A 16075-nucleotide genomic window follows, 5' to 3' on the forward strand; every position below is an offset into this window, starting at 1 on the left:
TATGGCGCTGGATATTAGCCGCTTTATACAGCGCTTTGTGGAAGAGGCAGCCGACCTCCTGCCCCGCCTGCGCGAAGGGATCAGCGCATTGGAACAAGGCCGCGCTGACCGCGAACAGATAAACGAGTTGTTCCGCGCAGCGCATACGCTGAAAGGCTCGTCGCGAATGCTTAAACTGGTGCCGATTACGGCCCTATCCCATAGCACTGAAGAGCTGCTTAGCGCGCTGCGCGAGGGCACTCTAAACGCAACACCACCGGTTACCAGCCTGCTCAGCCAGGCAGTTGACGGGCTCTCGGACTTGGTCAGTCGGCTAGCCGACGGGGCGACAGGCGACGAGTTACCCGCAGCCGATGAGGCATTGTGTAGCGCCCTTGAAAGTGCTGCTCAGGGCCAAACCCCAACCCAGCCAAACCACTCAGACACTCCCACGCCTACGACACCTTCGTCCTCATCAACGCCAACGTCCTCCGCTACGTTGGTGACCGAGAACGAACTACGTCTTAGTGACACCGTGCGAGTTCGCTTGGATCGGCTAGACGATGTTATTCGTTTGATGGGTGAAGTGCTTTCCGGCCACCACCACTTACATGGGTTAGTTGACCAAGCCCGTGAGCTAAGCGCCACGCTCCCTACCGAGCAGCAGGGCCCCTTTCATGCCTTTCACCATGAGCTGAAAGATAGCGTGTTAAGCCACGAGTCGTTGATGAGCGACCTACACGACCGAGCATTACAAATGCGCATGCTACCGCTAAGCGTGGTGTTTGATCCGCTAGCGCATATGTCCAGAGAGCTGGCCCAGTCACTCGGCAAACAGGTCGACTGCCGCGTGCGGGGTAGCGAAATCGAACTCGATCGCCAGATGATTGATCGCCTGTCAGACCCACTTATTCACCTGCTGCGTAACGCCTTGGATCACGGCTTAGAGCTTCCTGCCGAACGCCAGTCAGCGGGCAAACCTTCCCGCGGGCAGCTGATTATCGAAGCCTGGCAAGACGCTGATGGGGTGGTGGTTGAGATGCGTGACGATGGCGCAGGTATCGCACTGGACGCGGTGCGTCAGAAAGCGCTCGCCAAACAGCTGATCAGCGAAGAGCAGCTGAATGCGCTGAGCGAACAGGAGACATTGGAGCTTATTTTTCTACCCGGTTTCTCTACTAAAAGCATGATTACCGACTTTTCTGGGCGCGGCGTGGGGATGGATGTGGTCAAACGCACCGTGGTGGACGAGCTCAATGGCGACTTACAGCTTGCCAGCGAACGCGGCAGCGGCACGCGCTTTACTCTTCGCCTGCCGCTCTCGCTGGCGATGATGCGGGTACTGCTAGTCAGCGTCGGCGGTGTCAACCTAGGCGTCACCGCGCCTTACGTATCAGAATTGGTGGAGTGCTCATCGCAATCATTCATTGATGCCGCCGGACAGCGCACGCTGATTTTACGCAACGAATTCGTGCCGGTGGTATCGCTTGCTCAACTGCTTGAGCTACCCGCGACCACTGCCGCCACTGATAACACCCTCCTGCTGGTTGTCCACCAGCGGCACCAGAAACTCGCCCTGGTTATCGATTCACTGATTGATGAACGCGACATGGTGATAAAACCACTGCCCGTGCATCTAAGTTATTTACCCTTGGTCTCGGGCATGGTTTCCATGGGCCGCAATGCGCTGGTAAGCCTGCTGCATGTGCCCGCGTTACTGGAAGCCACCCGGCAAAATGCCCCGCGTCCTAGCCATGAGCGGGCGTCCCCCACTCTCGCGAAACGTATTTTGGTGGTCGATGACTCACTAAATACCCGTGAAATTGAAAAAGATGTGCTCGAAGCATGGGGCTACCACGTCACGCTGGCCGAAAATGGTCGTGACGGCTTAGCAAAAGCACTGGCAGAACCGTTTGATGCCGTGCTTACCGACGTCGAGATGCCGGTAATGGATGGTTTTGCGCTGACCTCCCAACTGCGCGAAAATGAGCTTTATCGTTATCGGCCGATTATTATTATCACTTCGCGGGAAAAAGAGGCGGACCGGCGTCGTGGCATTGAAGTCGGTGCCGACGCCTATATCGTCAAGGGCAGTTTTGATCAAAACAATTTAGTAGCGACGCTCCAGGCCCTATTGGGCTAACGAGAAACGTTATGAACACCACCGTTAATGACGCAACAATCATGAGGTCAAGAAATGCATATCCTGGTCGTAGACGACGATCCGCTTGCCGGAGAAATGACAGCGGCACTGCTTGAGTCTCAGGGTCATGAGCCTCTGTTGGCCAATGACGCGATGGAGGCCGTCGAGCAGTTAGACACTCATAGCGATATCAAACTGATCGTCAGCGATATGCATATGCCCCTTGTCAGTGGATTAGCCCTGTTGGCGATGCTGCGCGAGCAAGATAATCACTTGCCTTTTATTTTACTCACCGGCGACACCCCGGACGCTTCCCTACGCCAGACACCGGGCCTTGACGCCTGTTTGTGTAAAGATGCCGAGCTGGCCTGGACCCTGGAAGCTGCCGTGAAACAGGCTCTCGACAGCTAAGCAACGCTTAATACGATGGAATGTACAATTGACGGAATGGACCGCCGCTTTCGATCACTTACGTAGGTAGTTCGATGTCTAAGCCCGCCCCTTCGCTGCACGATAAGCTACAACACCTGCGTGCGCGTTTTATTGAGCAGCTTCCATCCCGCTTAGCGCAAACCGCCGAGCTATGGCAGCAGAGTCGAACGTCGAGCGAGGAACAGGCGAGGCTTGCGCCAGAGCTGCACCGTTTCTTTCATAGTTTGAAGGGAACCGGGAGGTCGCTGGGGTTTGAGCGGCTTGCCCTGTTGGCAGATCAGGCAGAGGAGGCACTAACTACTTTCCCCGCCCGCGCCGATATTGATACGTTTATCACCCAACTGCTTTTTCAGTTGGGTCACGAACAGCAGCACCTGCGTTCCCACCATGGCCAACAGCAAGCACTGGCGGCCGTCAATAGCTTCGAGCTTTCCAGTCAGGCTGAACCACTGCGAAATAAGCGACAGCGGCTAATTTATCTGTGTGACGATGAGCCCGAACAGGTCGATCAATTAATCCATCACCTACGCTGCTTCGGTCATGAAGTCGTTCAATTTATCGATACTGAAGCATTCTTTAACGCCGCGCTCGCGCGTCGCCCTGATGCAGTCATCATGGACGTGCAGTTCCCCCAGGGCCAGACGGCAGGCACTGAAACCTTGACCAGTTTGAATAAACTGACCGGCCAACCTCTCCCCGCCATCGTTTTGTCAGCTCATCACGACTTTCATTCGCGCCTAAGCGCCGTTCGTGCCGGCTGCAGCGGCTACTTTACCAAACCGGTAAAACCGCTAGATCTGATGCTGGCAGTGGATGAACTGACCGCTCCGGCTGCAGAAGAACCACTGAAGGTATTGGTGGTGGATGATGAGCCCGAAGCAGCTGCTTACCACGCTCTGTTACTTGAAGAAGGCGGTATGCTGACTCACCAGGTTCACCATCCCGCCGATGCGCTCACTATAATGGAGCGCTTTAGCCCCGACTTACTGCTGGTCGATGTGTATATGCCAGTATGTTCTGGTGAAGAGCTGGCGACGATTATTCGCCAGCAGCCGGAACACCTGGGGCTACCGATTATCTATCTCTCCAGCGAAACCGATAGCCAAAAGCAGATTTCCGCCATGTCCGCGGGGGTTGAAGCCTTTCTTACCAAACCCGTACAGCCCGAAGAGCTAGTCTCTGCTGTTCGGCTTCGCGCCGAACGCCTGCGCCTGCTGCGTTCATTAATGACCCGCGACAGCATGACCGGGCTGTATAACCACAGCACCACCACCGAGCTGATCAATAAAACCCTCGCCCAAGCCCACCGCGAAGATAGCCAGCACGCCATGGCAATGATCGATATCGATCACTTTAAACATGTTAACGATACCCACGGCCACTTGGCGGGCGACCAGGTGATTATCACCTTGGCAAGGCTTTTGAAAACCCGCCTGCGGCTATCCGACATTATCGGCCGCTACGGCGGTGAAGAGTTTGTCGTTCTGCTGAAAGGCATAACGGCAGAAAAAGCCGCCACCTTAATCGACAGCCTGCGCAAGGATTTTGCACTGGTCGATTTTCACGCCGGTGACGTTCGCTTTCGCTGCACCTTCAGCGTGGGGATAAGCAGTTTCCCCGCGCAACCCTCTACCGAGTCCATGCGCTTAAGCGCCGACCAAGCGCTCTACAGTGCCAAGCACCAAGGGCGCAACCAAGTAGTGCTAGCGACGGAGCTAACCGATGAACGCTGAACATCCCCGCGACGGCGAGGCGAATGACACGTCGTCGACCACTCTGAGCTTGGACGAGGCGTTAGCGGCACAAAGCGATAGTGAAACGGTGGTGGATGTTGATGAGCCCACCCAGCAGCTAGTGCTCTTTCGTCTTGACGACCAGCGGTTTGCGCTGCCCGGTAGCGCAGTGAGCGAAATTTTACCCAGCGACCAGCCCGTCTATTATGTACCAGGGCTGCCCGCCTCTACCGAAGGCGTACTGCATCTACGCGGCAAAATTGAGTCCGTCATTAGCCTGCATCAGCTACTCGGTTTACCTACGCCGGAAGTCACCTCTAAGGGTATGATTTTGTTAGTCCGCGCAGCGGGAGTGACGAGTGGCGTGCGTATTGAGCAGCTTGACGATGTCTGCGAGGTCACCCAGAGCATGCTGCAAGCTCCGCCCGAAACGCTTCCCGGCACGTTGCGCCCTTATGTCAGCGCACTGTGGCAGATAGATGAGCGCCAAGCGCTTGCCCTGCTTGACCCCGAGGCGCTGTTCGACGCCTACCAGCAGGGGTTGGGTTAAGGTGCCCCAGCCGCTAGACAAGCATGAGCAGGCCCAGGTTGCGTTGGTGCTGTTTCGCGTAGGGCCTTATCGTGCTGCCCTGGAAGCATGCCATGTGCTCGCCATGACCGATCACCCTACGGCATTGCGCACAGCCAATGCTCAATCGCTGCTCGACGAAGATGGCGACCATGCCCCACCTACCCGTTGGCTCACCCTGCGCGACGCTCAAACAGCCAGTGACAACCAAAACACTTGGCAACTGGGCGTAAGCGGTGACATTACGCTTCGGCAACTGCCAGCCAATTCGCTTTACCCACTGCCTAAACTGCTGCTTTCGCGACGGTTTTCAACGGCACTATGCGGTTGCACCTTCGACCAGCAGCAGCTGGTGCTGCTACTGGATGCACGCAAGCTTGGCCCTTAACTTTCTCAAGCCCCTGATCTTAACCAGCCAACCACAAACAGCTGATGGCATCGTCCTCGGCTATGTCGCTATTGGCCGGAATCACCGCAAAGGCGTCGGCGTTGATACATGACGAAAGCACGCCAGAATTCTGATCATCAAAGGCCTTCGCCGTGACGCCGCTGGGCGTGAATTCAAGCGTCACGCGCATATAGTGTTCCCGGGGCCCCGTAGAGGTGGCAAAGCCAGCTTTCGCGGTCACTTTCGGCAGCATTTTTAACGCCGGACAGCCGAGCATTGCGCCCAGCAAGGGGCGTAAAAACAGCCAGGCGCCGACAAATCCCGATACTGGATTGCCCGGCAGGCCAACAAACCGCGCCGGGCTGCCGTCATCGCGTGGCAAGCGGCCGAGCGCTAATGGCTTACCGGGGCGAATCGCCAGCTTCCACATATCGAGCTGGCCAATCGCTTCCAGCGCGGCTTTGACGTGGTCTTCCTCACCGACGCTCACACCGCCGGTGGTGACCACCAGATCTGCTTCAGCAGCAGCGGCCGTTAACAGTGCCACGGTGCGGGCGTAGTCATCCGGCACGCTAACGGTACTCACCACCTCAGCGCCAAAGTTCTCTAACAGGCGCCTAAGCATTGGCCGGTTGGAGTTGTAGAGCTGACCAGGCTTGAGCGGAGTGCCGGGATCAATAATCTCATCGCCCGTCGAGAGCAGCGCCACACGGGGCCGCCGACGCACACTGACCTGGGTAATGCCCTGGCCTGCCAAGTGGCCAAGGGCCGCTGCTTCGAGCCGCTCTCCGGCATTTAACAGCACGCTGCCCTGGCGCACGTCGCGTCCTTGACAGCGGACATTATCGCCCGCTGGAATATTGGCAGGTAGCAGCGCACGTTCGCCGTCAACTTCTACGCGCTCCTGCATCACCACGCAGTCAGCACCGGGAGGAATCTCACCCCCGGTAAAAATACGCGCGCAGCTTCCAGGCGCAAGCGCTTTCGCCTGCGTGCCGGCGGCAATGCGTTGACTTACCGGCAGCCACTGCCCCGCATCGGCGGCGCGCAAGGCGTAGCCGTCCATCGCGCTGTTATCAAACGGCGGCACATCCAGCTGAGCGGCGACGGCTGCGGCCAACACACGCCCACCGGCAGCTTCCAGCGGGATACTCTCTGCGCCGAGTGCACTGACGTCTGCCAGTAACGCCTCAAGCGCGGCTGATATCGGCTGTAAATCAGCCATGCTGACCTCGGCCTGGGATGACCAGGTTGGCAAAGTTGCAGGGTTTGTGGCGGCTATCCAACTGCTCGGCCAGAATGCCGTCCCAGCCGGTGCGGCAGGCGCCGGTTGAGCCCGGCAAGCAGAACACTACCGTGGCGTTGGCTAAGCCGCCGAGGCAGCGGCTCTGAATGGTGGAGCTGCCAATTTCTTCACCGCTTAGCTGACGAAAACGTTCGCCAAAGCCTTCAATGCGCTTATCCAGCAGCACCGAAATAGCTTCAGGCGTGGAGTCTCGGCCAGTAAAACCGGTGCCACCGGTGGTGATCACCACCTGCACATCCGCCTCGGCGATCCAGTTCGCGACCACCGCGCGAATACGATAGACATCGTCAGGCACGATGCGTTTTTCAGCCAGCGTGTGGCCAGCCTTGGTTAAACGCTCGACAAGGGCTTGACCACTGCGATCCGTCTCTTCTGTGCGAGTATCCGAGACCGTGAGTACGGCTATGTTGAGGGGCACCATTGGCTCACTCATCGACGTCACCCTTGTTTGGCTGCTTTCTTTTTGGCGTGATGCGCTTCCCAAGCCGCCATTTGCTCTGGCGTTGCTTCCGGTTGGTAAAGCTCCTTCCACTCGCTGTAAGGCATACCGTAAACGTACTCACGGGCCTCGTCGTAATTGAGGCTTTCATCCCGAGCCTCCGCGGCACTCACCAGCCATTTCGATAAGCAGTTACGGCAAAAGTCCGCCAGAATCATCAGGTCGATATTCTGGACATCTTTGTTATCGTCCAGATGCTGGAGCAAGCGACGAAATGCGGCGGCTTCCAGCTCAGTGCGCGTAGCTGGGTCTAACTGATCAAATGCTGACATAACCGTTGCTCTCCTAAAATGACGTTTGGTTCTTTAATAACTTAAGGTGAAGCATAACAAAAGACACCGCCAAAAGGCGGTGTCTTCGCTACCATCAAGCACGTATCAACTGGTTCGTGTTGCCGACGGTTCACTGCTGCCGCCAGATGACTTACGCGCCGCCACCTCTTCTTCCGATAGCGTTTGATCTTTGACCTCGTCGTACCACAAATTGTGGTGCTCTTTGGCCCAGGTCTCATCCACGTAGCCCGTGGTCATACCCTCTAGCGCGCCTTCAGTACCCAGCGTGCCGATATAGATATGGCCTAAGGAGATGGCGGTGAGTCCTAGCGCACCCACTGCGTGGATAATATTGGCCCACTGCATGGTGTCGCGCCCCTGATCGAAGTTGGGGAAGTCGAGCACCAAGCCACTGGCAATAACGAGAATACCGACCGTCGCCAATATCCAGTACCAAGCCTTCTCACCGCCGTTGGCAAAGCCTGCATCCACATGCTTTTTACCAATCATGCCGCCGCCTTTCTTGAACCATATCCAATCGTGCTTTTTAGGAATATTGTCTTTGATCAAGCTGACCAGCAGGATAACCAGCAGAATGCCGAAGATCGGCCCAAGGTAGTTATGCAGCACTTTCGTGGCCGCAATCATCCAGGCCCAAACCCCATCGCCAAACAGTGGGCGGAATACAAACTTGCCAAATAGCAGCGTCATCCCGGTCAACGCCAGAATGATAAACAGCGTTGCTACCGTCCAATGCAGCGCGCGCTTCATTAACGTCCAGCGCAAGAGCAGGCGTCCCGTACGCGGTGCTTCAAGCTCCTTACGTCCTACAATGAAGTAGAACAGCGCAATCAGCGCCGCCATGCCAAATACCACGATCAAACCAAACGGCGATACCCAGCGGTTACGGATTTCCCGCCAGGTTTCGCCGCTGGAATTGATCAGGCTGTAGTTGCTATCAAAGCGGGAGTCGCGGTAATTAGGCCCGGTTTCTCCACTACGCACCTGGCGCCACTGGTCGGCGGTAATACCAGGAGCAGCGGTGGTCATTTCGCGGTCAGGATCTGCTTGGGCCACCGCCACTTGCGTGAAGCCGAGGCTTAGCACCAAAGCAAGCGCCACCAACATAAAGCGCCAAATGCCCAGGGCGAGCCCTTTACCTGAGCGCGGCACCCCACCGGGTGCCTGTGCAGTCAACAGGTTCATGACACGCCTCCTTACCCTTTGTGGGCAGCATCATAGGCTAGGTTGTCGGCACTGGCCTGGGGGTTGTTGGACCAGCCGCCATCTTTATGGCCGCGATGGACAACGCGCTGACGGAAGATGTCGGCAACGTCTTGTGCATCACCCGCCAGTAGTGCTTTGGTAGAGCACATTTCTGCACATAGCGGCAGCTTGCCTTCGGCAATGCGGTTGGAGCCGTACTTCTCGTACTCTTCTTCTTTGCTTTCGGCCGGGCCGCCCGCGCAGAAGGTGCATTTGTCCATCTTGCCGCGCTCACCAAAGGCATCTTGCTGGGGAAACTGCGGGGCGCCAAACGGGCAGGCGTAGAGGCAGTAGCCACAGCCGATACACAGGTCTTTGTCGTGCAGTACGATCCCGTCATCGGTTTTATAGAAACAGTCGGTGGGGCACACCGCCATGCAGGGGGCGTCGTCACAGTGCATGCAAGCGACGGAAATGGACATTTCATCCGCTTCGCCATCATTTAGTGTCACCACACGGCGACGCTGAATGCCCCACTCGACATCGTTGGCATTTTTACAGGCGGTGACGCAGCCGTTGCACTCAATGCAGCGTTCGGCGTCACACATAAATTTCATTTGAGCCATGGTGTTCTCCTCATACCGGTGCGGGATGGCTCCCGCACCGTAATGCTGTCAGGTCGGTCGGGGCTTAAGCCCGCTCAATGCGGCAAATGGTGCACTTGGTCTCTTGCATCAGTGTCACCGGGTCGTAGCCATACGTGGTGGCGGTATTGGCCGCTTCACCAATGATGTACGGGTCCGACCCATCCGGGTAACGGTCGCGCAGGCTCTCGCCCTGGAACATGCCGCCAAAGTGGAACGGCATAAAGGCCACGTTACGATCGACGCGAGGAGTGACCAGAGCTTTGACCTTCACACGGCCCCCTTCTGCCCCTTCAACCCAAACATCGTCACCATCTTTGATACTGAGGTCGTTGGCGTCCGCCGGGTTGATCTCGACAAACATCTCCTGCTGCAGCTCGGCAAGCCACGACATGGAGCGCGTCTCTTCACCGCCGCCTTCATACTCAACCAGTCGCCCAGAGGTGAGAATCATTGGATACTCACCGCTGTTATCGCGATCCTGAATGGTTTTGTACATGGTCGGCAGGCGCATGATGGAGTCGAAGTCGTCCCAAGTGGGGAAGCGTTCAACCAAATCGCGACGCGTGGTGTAGAGCGGCTCACGGTGCTTCGGCACCTGGTCGGGGAAAGTCCAGACCACGGCGCGTGCCTTGGCGTTGCCGTAGGGCGCACAGCCATGCTCGATGGTGACACGCTGGATACCGCCAGAGAGGTCGGTTTTCCAGTTTTTGCCTTCCGCCGCCTGCTTCTCTTCGGCAGTCAGGTCGTCCCACCAGCCTAGGTCTTTGAGCAGTTGGTCGTTGAACTCTGGATAGCCGTCATCGATATCGCCGCCCACTGGCGCTGAACCTTCCGCCAGAAGGTTGACGCCGTCACGCTCGATACCAAAACGGGCGCGGAAACCCATGCCTCCTTCCATCACCGGTACGCTGGTGTCGTAAAGATTGGGCGAGCCCGGGTGGCCGAACTCGGGCGTACCCCAGCAGGGCCACGGCAAGCCGTAGTAATCCCCATCAGCCGGGCCACCCTCTGCGCGTAGGTTCTCGAAGCTAAACGTGTGCCAGTTTTTCTGGTGCTCTTTAAGGCGCTCGGGGCTTTGCCCGGTGTAGCCGACCGTCCACATACCGCTGTTGATTTCACGCAGAATGTCGTCGATGAGCGGCTCGTCACCGTTCATCTGGTAGTTCTTAACCAGTTCATTACCGAAGCCCAGTTTACGGGCAAACAGGTACATGATCTCGTGGTCGGGCTTGGACTCAAACAGCGGCTCAATCACGCGGTCACGCCACTGAATCGAACGGTTTGTCGCGGTAACACTGCCAGTGGTTTCGAACTGGGTGGCCGCTGGCAGCAGATAAACGCCATCGCTGCGGTCGTGCATTACGGCGGCAACGGTGGGATAAGGGTCAACGATGACCATCATCTCAAGCTTCTGCATCGCTTTTTGCATCTCGACGCCGCGGGTCTGGGAGTTAACCGCGTGGCCCCAGTAGAACATCGCTTTCAGCGCGGTACGCTGGGAGATGTTCTCGTCTTCTTCGAGCACGCCATCGACCCAGCGCGACACCGTAATACCGGCGCTGTACATGGGCTTACCATCGGCATACTCGGTGTCATCGTAGCGGCCTTTAAGCCACTCGTAGTCGAGATCCCACACCTGCGCCCAGTGCTGCCAGGCGCCTTCCGACAAACCGTAGTAACCCGGCAATGAATCACAGCCAAGGCCAAGGTCCGTTGCGCCCTGTACGTTATCGTGGCCGCGCAGGATGTTAGCGCCGCCGCCCGCCACACCAATATTCCCCAGCGCCAGCTCAAGAATGCAGTAAGCGCGGGTATTGTTGTTGCCAGTAGTGTGCTGGGTGCCGCCCATACACCAGACCACACAGCCTGGGCGGTTATCGGAGAGGCGTTTGGCGACATCGTACATCTCGGCTTCGGGAACGCCGGTGACTTCTTCAACGACACTGGGCGGGAAGTTGGCGACTTCGGCGCGCACTTCATCCATACCGTAAACGCGCTGATTGATGTACTCGTTATCTTCCCAGCCATTTTCAAAAATGTGCCACAACAAGCCCCAAATATAGGCGACGTCCGAACCGGGACGTAGACGCACGTATTTGTTGGCCTTGGCGGCAGTACGGGTAAAGCGCGGGTCAGCGACGATAATGTCACAATTGTTGCGCTCTTTAGCGATCAGGATATGCTGCATTGCCACCGGGTGCGCTTCACTGGGATTAGAACCAATGAACAGAATCGCCTTGCTGTTATGCATATCGTTGAGCGAGTTGGTCATCGCTCCATAACCCCAGGTATTTGCTACACCCGCCACGGTGGTGGAGTGACAAATACGTGCCTGGTGGTCGGTGTTGTTGGTGCCCCACAGCGAGGCAAGCTTGCGCATTAAATACGCTTGCTCGTTGTTAAACTTCGCCGACCCCAGCCAGTAAACGCTGTCCGGGCCGTGCTCTTCGCGCAGCTCGAGCAGTTTGTCGCCGATCTCGTTAACGGCGTCTTCCCAGCTCATGCGCTCCCACTCACCGGCCACGAGCTTCATCGGGTACTTGAGGCGTCGCGTGGAGTGGCCGTGCTGGCGCAGCGAAGCGCCTTTCGCGCAGTGCGCGCCGCGGTTGATGGGGTGATCAAAAGCGGGTTCTTGCTTGGTCCAAATACCCTCTTGAACTTCGGCGTAAACGCCACAACCCACTGAACAGTGGGAGCAGATGGTGCGTTTGGTCTCGACCGGCGAGTCCAGCACGGGGGTTTTGTCGGCTGCTTCCGAGCGCTGCATCATGGGCGCACCCATAAAGCCAACGGCGGCCACACCGCCGGTGGCAGCACCGCTGCGCTTGAGGAACTGGCGACGGGAAATACCCAGCCCGGAGGCCTTGGGGGTGTCTGTTTTGCGAGTTAAGCGCATGGCAAATCTCCTGGCATTCCGCCGTCAGTCACGCAGCGAGGCGTAATAAGCACGGACGTGATCAGTCTCACGGTAGTTAACCGTTGGTTTTTCGTTTTTCACCGGGGCAGCGTCAGCCTGTGCCAGAGTGACATGACCGACTGCCGCTGCGGCGCCAGCAGCGGCGGTTCCCAAACCAACGGTTTTCATAAACCGGCGGCGCTCAGGATTATGTGATTTGTGCATGAGATTCTCCTCTAGCATGCTCTTATCCAGGGTCTTTTATGCAGCTTCTTATACTGATTTTAGCTCTTTACTAATGTTTTTATGGAGCCTTCGCTAAGGTTCAACGATCCGCACCGGTGTGTGGCCCGCATCTATGCTTAAGCGAGCCTGCTCACTCTCCATAAAAGCGCTACCCAACTGCCCCAGCGCTGCATAGAAAGCGGTGTCTACCTGCCCCAGATCGGCAAAACAGCTGGCCGCCCAAGGGGCTAAATGTTGGCTAAAGAAATAGCCCTGCTCAGAACTTTCAGCGTCAATCAGCATCGCCATGACTTCACACAGAGCTGCCAAATGATCTTCAGGGTCCCGCGTATGCTCACTGCGTTCAAAGCCGAGTACTTTTAAGTCTTGGCGCAGTGCCACCAGCGCCGCTTCCATCAGTTCGCCGTTGCGGTACCAGGAGGCATAAGGCACTACATCACCTTGAATCACCCCCACCAAGTGGCGAAAGTGGGCGCGTTGTAGTCGCTCAACGTCCTCGCCGCCCTGTTCTGTATCGGCGGCAGCGACAGCCAACGACTGCCAGCACTCTGCAAGACGGCTGCCGTCCTGCTCGATAGCCAGCTCAGCCAGCCAGTTGAGCAACTCGGTATCCGGCGCTTGGCGCAGCAGCGTGGCTAACAGCCGGTAGATATCGGCGCGTAGCGCATCCGCTTCTTTAAGCGTGGGCAGTGCATCCGTCATCGGCTTATACCTTCAGTTGCGCGTCGGGATCGCGAATCATGGTTTTCCAGACATCTTTTACCCGGCAGTCTTCGCACATTTCCAAGCGGATCATCGCCTCTCCAGCAAAGTAGGGGTGGTTAGCCAGCTTCTGTTTAATAGTAGCGACCGTACTGACGGTGGCAAACGGCTTGCCGCAGTTAATGCATTCGAAAGCCGCTTCTTCGTGACAGATGTGGCGCGTTTCGCGGGCATCGGATGCCAGGAAGCCGGGCATCAGAGTAATCGCATTTTCCGGGCAAGCCTGCTCACACAAACCACACTGCACACAGTCCGCTTCAAGGAAGCTCAGCGCGGGCGTGTTGCCGCCTGACTTTAATGCCGGAGTCGGGCAGTTGCTGACACAAGCGTGGCAGAGCGTGCAGGCATCCCTATCGACGTCAATAGCGCCGTAGGCAGCGCCCGCTGGCACGCCAACTCGCTCGCCGCTGGGGTTGCCCAGTTCAGCAAGCCGGGCCAGCACGCGGTTCAAACGCGCACGTTTTTCTGGCTCTGGCAGGCTAAGTGGTGACTCTGTCAACGGCGTTAGCGCCGGTAGCGCATCCCGGCCTGCTGCATCGGCTATATCGACCAGCTTTACGCGAGCGCGATCATGGCCTAAGGCGTCTAACAAGGCATGCGCTTGGGCGATTTGATCGGTCAAAAAGGCACTTAAGCGGGCGGGCATATTGGGGTGCAACTGGATACGCACTTCGGCGGCACCGGCGGCCAGAGCGGTTAGCCACTGGTCATGGCCCGCTGCGCCCAGCTCTTCTAGCGGTGCGTCGATGATATGGCCTGCGGTGACGACACCCGCTGCGCGCTCAGCGTCTTGGGAATCATGGGTAATAAAGCGCAGCACTGGCGCTTGACCACCCGCTTCGCGGTAGGCGCCCAGCCAAGCAGAGAGTGTATCCTGCTGGCGGCGCGTTTCCGGTAGGCGAAATTCGATTGCGCCAGTGGGGCAAGCGCTGGTGCAACTACCCACGCCTTGGCAGAGAAAGGGATCAATCTCGATATGAGATTCAATCCGCCCCTGGATGCTGGAGATGGCATCCGCCGGGCAAACATCCAAACAGCGGGTACAGCCAATATTGCCGCTGGTGGAGTGGGCACATAAGTCGCTGTTGACCTGAAAATAGCGCGGCTTGTCGAATTCGCCCACCAGTCCCACAAAGTCATCAAGGATATCGCTGCGCTGCTCAACGTTCTGCCACTGCATTACCACATAGCCAGGCGGTGATAATTCCACCGAAAGGACAGGTGTAGTATTTAAGTCCAGGATTAAATCAAACGCCTCTCGCTCGATCAGTGCCTGGGCAAGATCAAGCGGTTCATCGCCCTCAAGCAGCGTTTTAAACATGCCTAGATGACCGCTAATACGCAGCTTTTCGGCCTGGGCACGGGTTAGCGCCTGGGTGGTGAGGATCTCGGTGGCAGCGAGCAAGTCGCTATCATTAACCCCGTCGTCAACGTCTGCGGCGTTGGGCGCGGTAAAAACCAGCGTCAATGAAGCTAAACCACGCCCTTGCAGAATGCGCGCTGCTTGTCGGGTATCCCGCTCACAGCCAAGCAGCAGCGCATGACCACGGCTGTGATAGGTCACATTGGCAGGGGTTAGATTTGCGGGCCAGGAGATACGCTGACGTACCGTCTCCCGAGCCTCGGCATTGCGCTGGTCGTCTAGCGACGCCAGTTGGATTCGTTGGTTCATGCGCTCTCACGGTCAGTGAATAATTCTTATTATATTTTTGAGTCATAATGATTAACTATTGTGGCATAACAATGCGTTGAAGCTAAGTTCAGCCTATGGCGAAATGCGTATTTTGCCAACCTGATTGCCGTCAACGCTGCCAACGCTGGCGACCAAAAAAACACCTAAAGCGTTGACTTTGTTAAATTTATTGTCTACCTCATGTTTTCGCATTAGAGTCAGATAAATAATCAGACTGGTCGTCTAGCGGCGCTTTTTTTACAATTGTTTCCCTTTCAGCGTCAGGCGTTGAGGTCTCTTCCTCAAGTGCGACCGGATTCTCATCTGTTTGCTCGTTCTCTTCTACCCCTTTTGGGGACTCGGGCTCGTCTAGTGACTTATCAACCGCCTCTTCCACTTTATGCGTCCAGCGGCGCAGTTTGCTGGCGAGCTCGGAGTCCATGGGCTTTAACAGCTTATTATAGTCGGCATCATAGTCATCCAAGCCGTCGCGAACGTTGTAGTTACCGGTGGCCCACAGACGTTTTAAAGCACGCCGCCGCAGGGCTCCACTGACTCCTGGCACCATAAAGGCACTGAAGTCGCTGCCTGCCTCCAGCGTTTCGGGGTCAGGCAAGGTGTCGTCGAGACTGCCTGGTTCTGGCGGTGCCTGTGTTGCGTCGGGGCCATTGTTTGGCGGCTCTACTTCGTGTGGCGAAGCATTCGGCTCGACTGCCAGTTCATCAACGGACTTTTCAGCAGGCAGTGACGTTGGCGGCGCATCCTGCTCTTGGGGAACGTTGCGTTTTAGTCGCGACCAGCGCTCTAGGCGGCTCATTGCGGCTGCTCCTTGGTGGGGGTCTCTTTGGCTCGCCCCGCCCCTTTACGTTTTTTCTTGCGCATCTCCATCGGCGCCTCGCCATGACGTGCGAGGTAGCTCTCAATCCAGACCTGAATAGCCATAGGCATCGGCGCTTCGAGCACCTGCTGCTCGCCATCCATCCACCCAGCCGCCACGTCCTGGCTGGCGGTGATCGCATCTGGTTTGGGTGTTTGTCCGGTAAAACCCGACCGCACAAATAGCCTTGGGGTAGTAGACGTTAGGTTGAAACGGTAGGCCGCACGTTCGGTCATCGACAGCTGCAGATTAAGCACGATAGGACCTTGGTCACCCAGGGTAAGCTCGGCTATACGCCACTGGGTTAGCGTAAAGTTTTTCACCTGCTTCGGTTCGGCGACCAGGGTGATGCTCAGTGCACGTAAATTATCAGACATTGCATTAGCCCCTAGCGAAATAACGTAGGCCTTGAACGGATAGCCCTGAATAGCTAGACAAGTAAGCCTTTC

16 protein-coding genes are annotated in these 16075 nt (G+C 57.0%); 5 read left to right on the forward strand and 11 right to left on the reverse strand.

All coding sequences use genetic code 11. The features are described from left to right. Position 1 precedes the first annotated feature (1 nt). The 5 genes from QEN58_RS16965 (at position 2) to QEN58_RS16985 (ending at position 5243) form a co-directional block, all read left to right on the forward strand. Complete coding sequence (locus QEN58_RS16965) at positions 2 to 2122, forward strand: hybrid sensor histidine kinase/response regulator (protein ID WP_280104773.1); 2121 nt, start codon at positions 2 to 4, stop codon at positions 2120 to 2122. Positions 2123 to 2176: 54 nt separating this feature from the next. Continuing rightward, positions 2177 to 2533: a response regulator gene (locus QEN58_RS16970; protein WP_280104774.1), complete on the forward strand. Its 357-nt coding sequence runs from the start codon at positions 2177 to 2179 to the stop codon at positions 2531 to 2533. Positions 2534 to 2607: 74 nt separating this feature from the next. Further along, on the forward strand, positions 2608 to 4287 hold the full coding sequence (locus tag QEN58_RS16975; RefSeq protein ID WP_280104775.1) for a diguanylate cyclase: 1680 nt from the start codon (positions 2608 to 2610) through the stop codon (positions 4285 to 4287). Further along, the gene (locus QEN58_RS16980; RefSeq protein ID WP_280104776.1) at positions 4277 to 4837 is read left to right on the forward strand and encodes a chemotaxis protein CheW; all 561 of its coding nucleotides are present in this window, start codon (positions 4277 to 4279) and stop codon (positions 4835 to 4837) included. The genes QEN58_RS16975 and QEN58_RS16980 overlap by 11 nt, the downstream gene beginning before the upstream one ends. A 1-nt stretch (position 4838) precedes the next feature. Further along, positions 4839 to 5243: a hypothetical protein gene (locus tag QEN58_RS16985; protein WP_280104777.1), complete on the forward strand. Its 405-nt coding sequence runs from the start codon at positions 4839 to 4841 to the stop codon at positions 5241 to 5243. A gap of 19 nt (positions 5244 to 5262) precedes the next feature. On the opposite strand, the gene QEN58_RS16990 is transcribed toward QEN58_RS16985, so the two are convergent. From QEN58_RS16990 to QEN58_RS17040, 11 genes are all read right to left on the reverse strand, one after another. Then, positions 5263 to 6468 (reverse strand): molybdopterin molybdotransferase MoeA, encoded by a 1206-nt coding sequence (locus tag QEN58_RS16990; protein WP_280104778.1) that lies wholly within the window; start codon positions 6466 to 6468, stop codon positions 5263 to 5265. Continuing rightward, a complete protein-coding gene (gene moaB / locus QEN58_RS16995; RefSeq protein ID WP_280104779.1) occupies positions 6461 to 6982 on the reverse strand; it encodes a molybdenum cofactor biosynthesis protein B in 522 nt (173 codons plus the stop codon). Before moaB ends, QEN58_RS16990 begins: the two co-directional genes overlap by 8 nt. Positions 6983 to 6987: 5 nt before the next feature. Next, a complete protein-coding gene (locus QEN58_RS17000) occupies positions 6988 to 7320 on the reverse strand; it encodes a DUF1244 domain-containing protein (protein ID WP_101148115.1) in 333 nt (110 codons plus the stop codon). Between the two features lie 105 nt (positions 7321 to 7425). Beyond that, entirely contained in the window at positions 7426 to 8526 is a 1101-nt protein-coding gene (locus tag QEN58_RS17005) for a formate dehydrogenase subunit gamma (protein ID WP_280104780.1), read from the reverse strand. An 11-nt stretch (positions 8527 to 8537) separates the two neighbouring features. Next, entirely contained in the window at positions 8538 to 9152 is a 615-nt protein-coding gene (gene fdh3B, locus QEN58_RS17010) for a formate dehydrogenase FDH3 subunit beta (RefSeq protein ID WP_008959355.1), read from the reverse strand. A 64-nt stretch (positions 9153 to 9216) separates the two neighbouring features. Next, positions 9217 to 12069, reverse strand: coding sequence for a molybdopterin-dependent oxidoreductase (locus QEN58_RS17015; RefSeq protein ID WP_280104781.1), 2853 nt, complete (start codon positions 12067 to 12069; stop codon positions 9217 to 9219). A 24-nt stretch (positions 12070 to 12093) separates the two neighbouring features. Continuing rightward, positions 12094 to 12294 carry a twin-arginine translocation signal domain-containing protein gene (locus QEN58_RS17020; RefSeq protein WP_280104782.1) on the reverse strand — a complete coding sequence of 67 codons (201 nt, stop codon included), beginning with the start codon at positions 12292 to 12294 and terminating at the stop codon, positions 12094 to 12096. A 93-nt stretch (positions 12295 to 12387) separates the two neighbouring features. Beyond that, positions 12388 to 13017 (reverse strand): TorD/DmsD family molecular chaperone, encoded by a 630-nt coding sequence (locus QEN58_RS17025; RefSeq protein ID WP_280104783.1) that lies wholly within the window; start codon positions 13015 to 13017, stop codon positions 12388 to 12390. A gap of 4 nt (positions 13018 to 13021) precedes the next feature. Continuing rightward, positions 13022 to 14749 carry a 4Fe-4S dicluster domain-containing protein gene (locus QEN58_RS17030; RefSeq protein WP_280104784.1) on the reverse strand — a complete coding sequence of 576 codons (1728 nt, stop codon included), beginning with the start codon at positions 14747 to 14749 and terminating at the stop codon, positions 13022 to 13024. A gap of 199 nt (positions 14750 to 14948) precedes the next feature. Next, the gene (locus QEN58_RS17035) at positions 14949 to 15566 is read right to left on the reverse strand and encodes a DUF3306 domain-containing protein (RefSeq protein WP_280104785.1); all 618 of its coding nucleotides are present in this window, start codon (positions 15564 to 15566) and stop codon (positions 14949 to 14951) included. After that, entirely contained in the window at positions 15563 to 16003 is a 441-nt protein-coding gene (locus QEN58_RS17040) for a DUF3305 domain-containing protein (protein ID WP_280104786.1), read from the reverse strand. Before QEN58_RS17040 ends, QEN58_RS17035 begins: the two co-directional genes overlap by 4 nt. Positions 16004 to 16075: the final 72 nt, after the last annotated feature.

The sequence above is a fragment of the Halomonas alkaliantarctica genome (assembly GCF_029854215.1).
GTDB lineage: Bacteria > Pseudomonadota > Gammaproteobacteria > Pseudomonadales > Halomonadaceae > Vreelandella > Vreelandella alkaliantarctica_A.

Coding starts and splice junctions, on each gene's coding strand:
- QEN58_RS16965 (WP_280104773.1), top strand. CDS start 2: ATGGCGCTGGATATTAGCCGCTTTATACAGCGCTTTGTGGAAGAGGCA.
- QEN58_RS16970 (WP_280104774.1), top strand. CDS start 2,177: ATGCATATCCTGGTCGTAGACGACGATCCGCTTGCCGGAGAAATGACA.
- QEN58_RS16975 (WP_280104775.1), top strand. CDS start 2,608: ATGTCTAAGCCCGCCCCTTCGCTGCACGATAAGCTACAACACCTGCGT.
- QEN58_RS16980 (WP_280104776.1), top strand. CDS start 4,277: ATGAACGCTGAACATCCCCGCGACGGCGAGGCGAATGACACGTCGTCG.
- QEN58_RS16990 (WP_280104778.1), bottom strand. CDS start 6,468: ATGGCTGATTTACAGCCGATATCAGCCGCGCTTGAGGCGTTACTGGCA.
- moaB (WP_280104779.1), bottom strand. CDS start 6,982: ATGAGTGAGCCAATGGTGCCCCTCAACATAGCCGTACTCACGGTCTCG.
- QEN58_RS17000 (WP_101148115.1), bottom strand. CDS start 7,320: ATGTCAGCATTTGATCAGTTAGACCCAGCTACGCGCACTGAGCTGGAA.
- QEN58_RS17005 (WP_280104780.1), bottom strand. CDS start 8,526: ATGAACCTGTTGACTGCACAGGCACCCGGTGGGGTGCCGCGCTCAGGT.
- fdh3B (WP_008959355.1), bottom strand. CDS start 9,152: ATGGCTCAAATGAAATTTATGTGTGACGCCGAACGCTGCATTGAGTGC.
- QEN58_RS17015 (WP_280104781.1), bottom strand. CDS start 12,069: ATGCGCTTAACTCGCAAAACAGACACCCCCAAGGCCTCCGGGCTGGGT.
- QEN58_RS17020 (WP_280104782.1), bottom strand. CDS start 12,294: ATGCACAAATCACATAATCCTGAGCGCCGCCGGTTTATGAAAACCGTT.
- QEN58_RS17025 (WP_280104783.1), bottom strand. CDS start 13,017: ATGACGGATGCACTGCCCACGCTTAAAGAAGCGGATGCGCTACGCGCC.
- QEN58_RS17030 (WP_280104784.1), bottom strand. CDS start 14,749: ATGAACCAACGAATCCAACTGGCGTCGCTAGACGACCAGCGCAATGCC.
- QEN58_RS17035 (WP_280104785.1), bottom strand. CDS start 15,566: ATGAGCCGCCTAGAGCGCTGGTCGCGACTAAAACGCAACGTTCCCCAA.
- QEN58_RS17040 (WP_280104786.1), bottom strand. CDS start 16,003: ATGTCTGATAATTTACGTGCACTGAGCATCACCCTGGTCGCCGAACCG.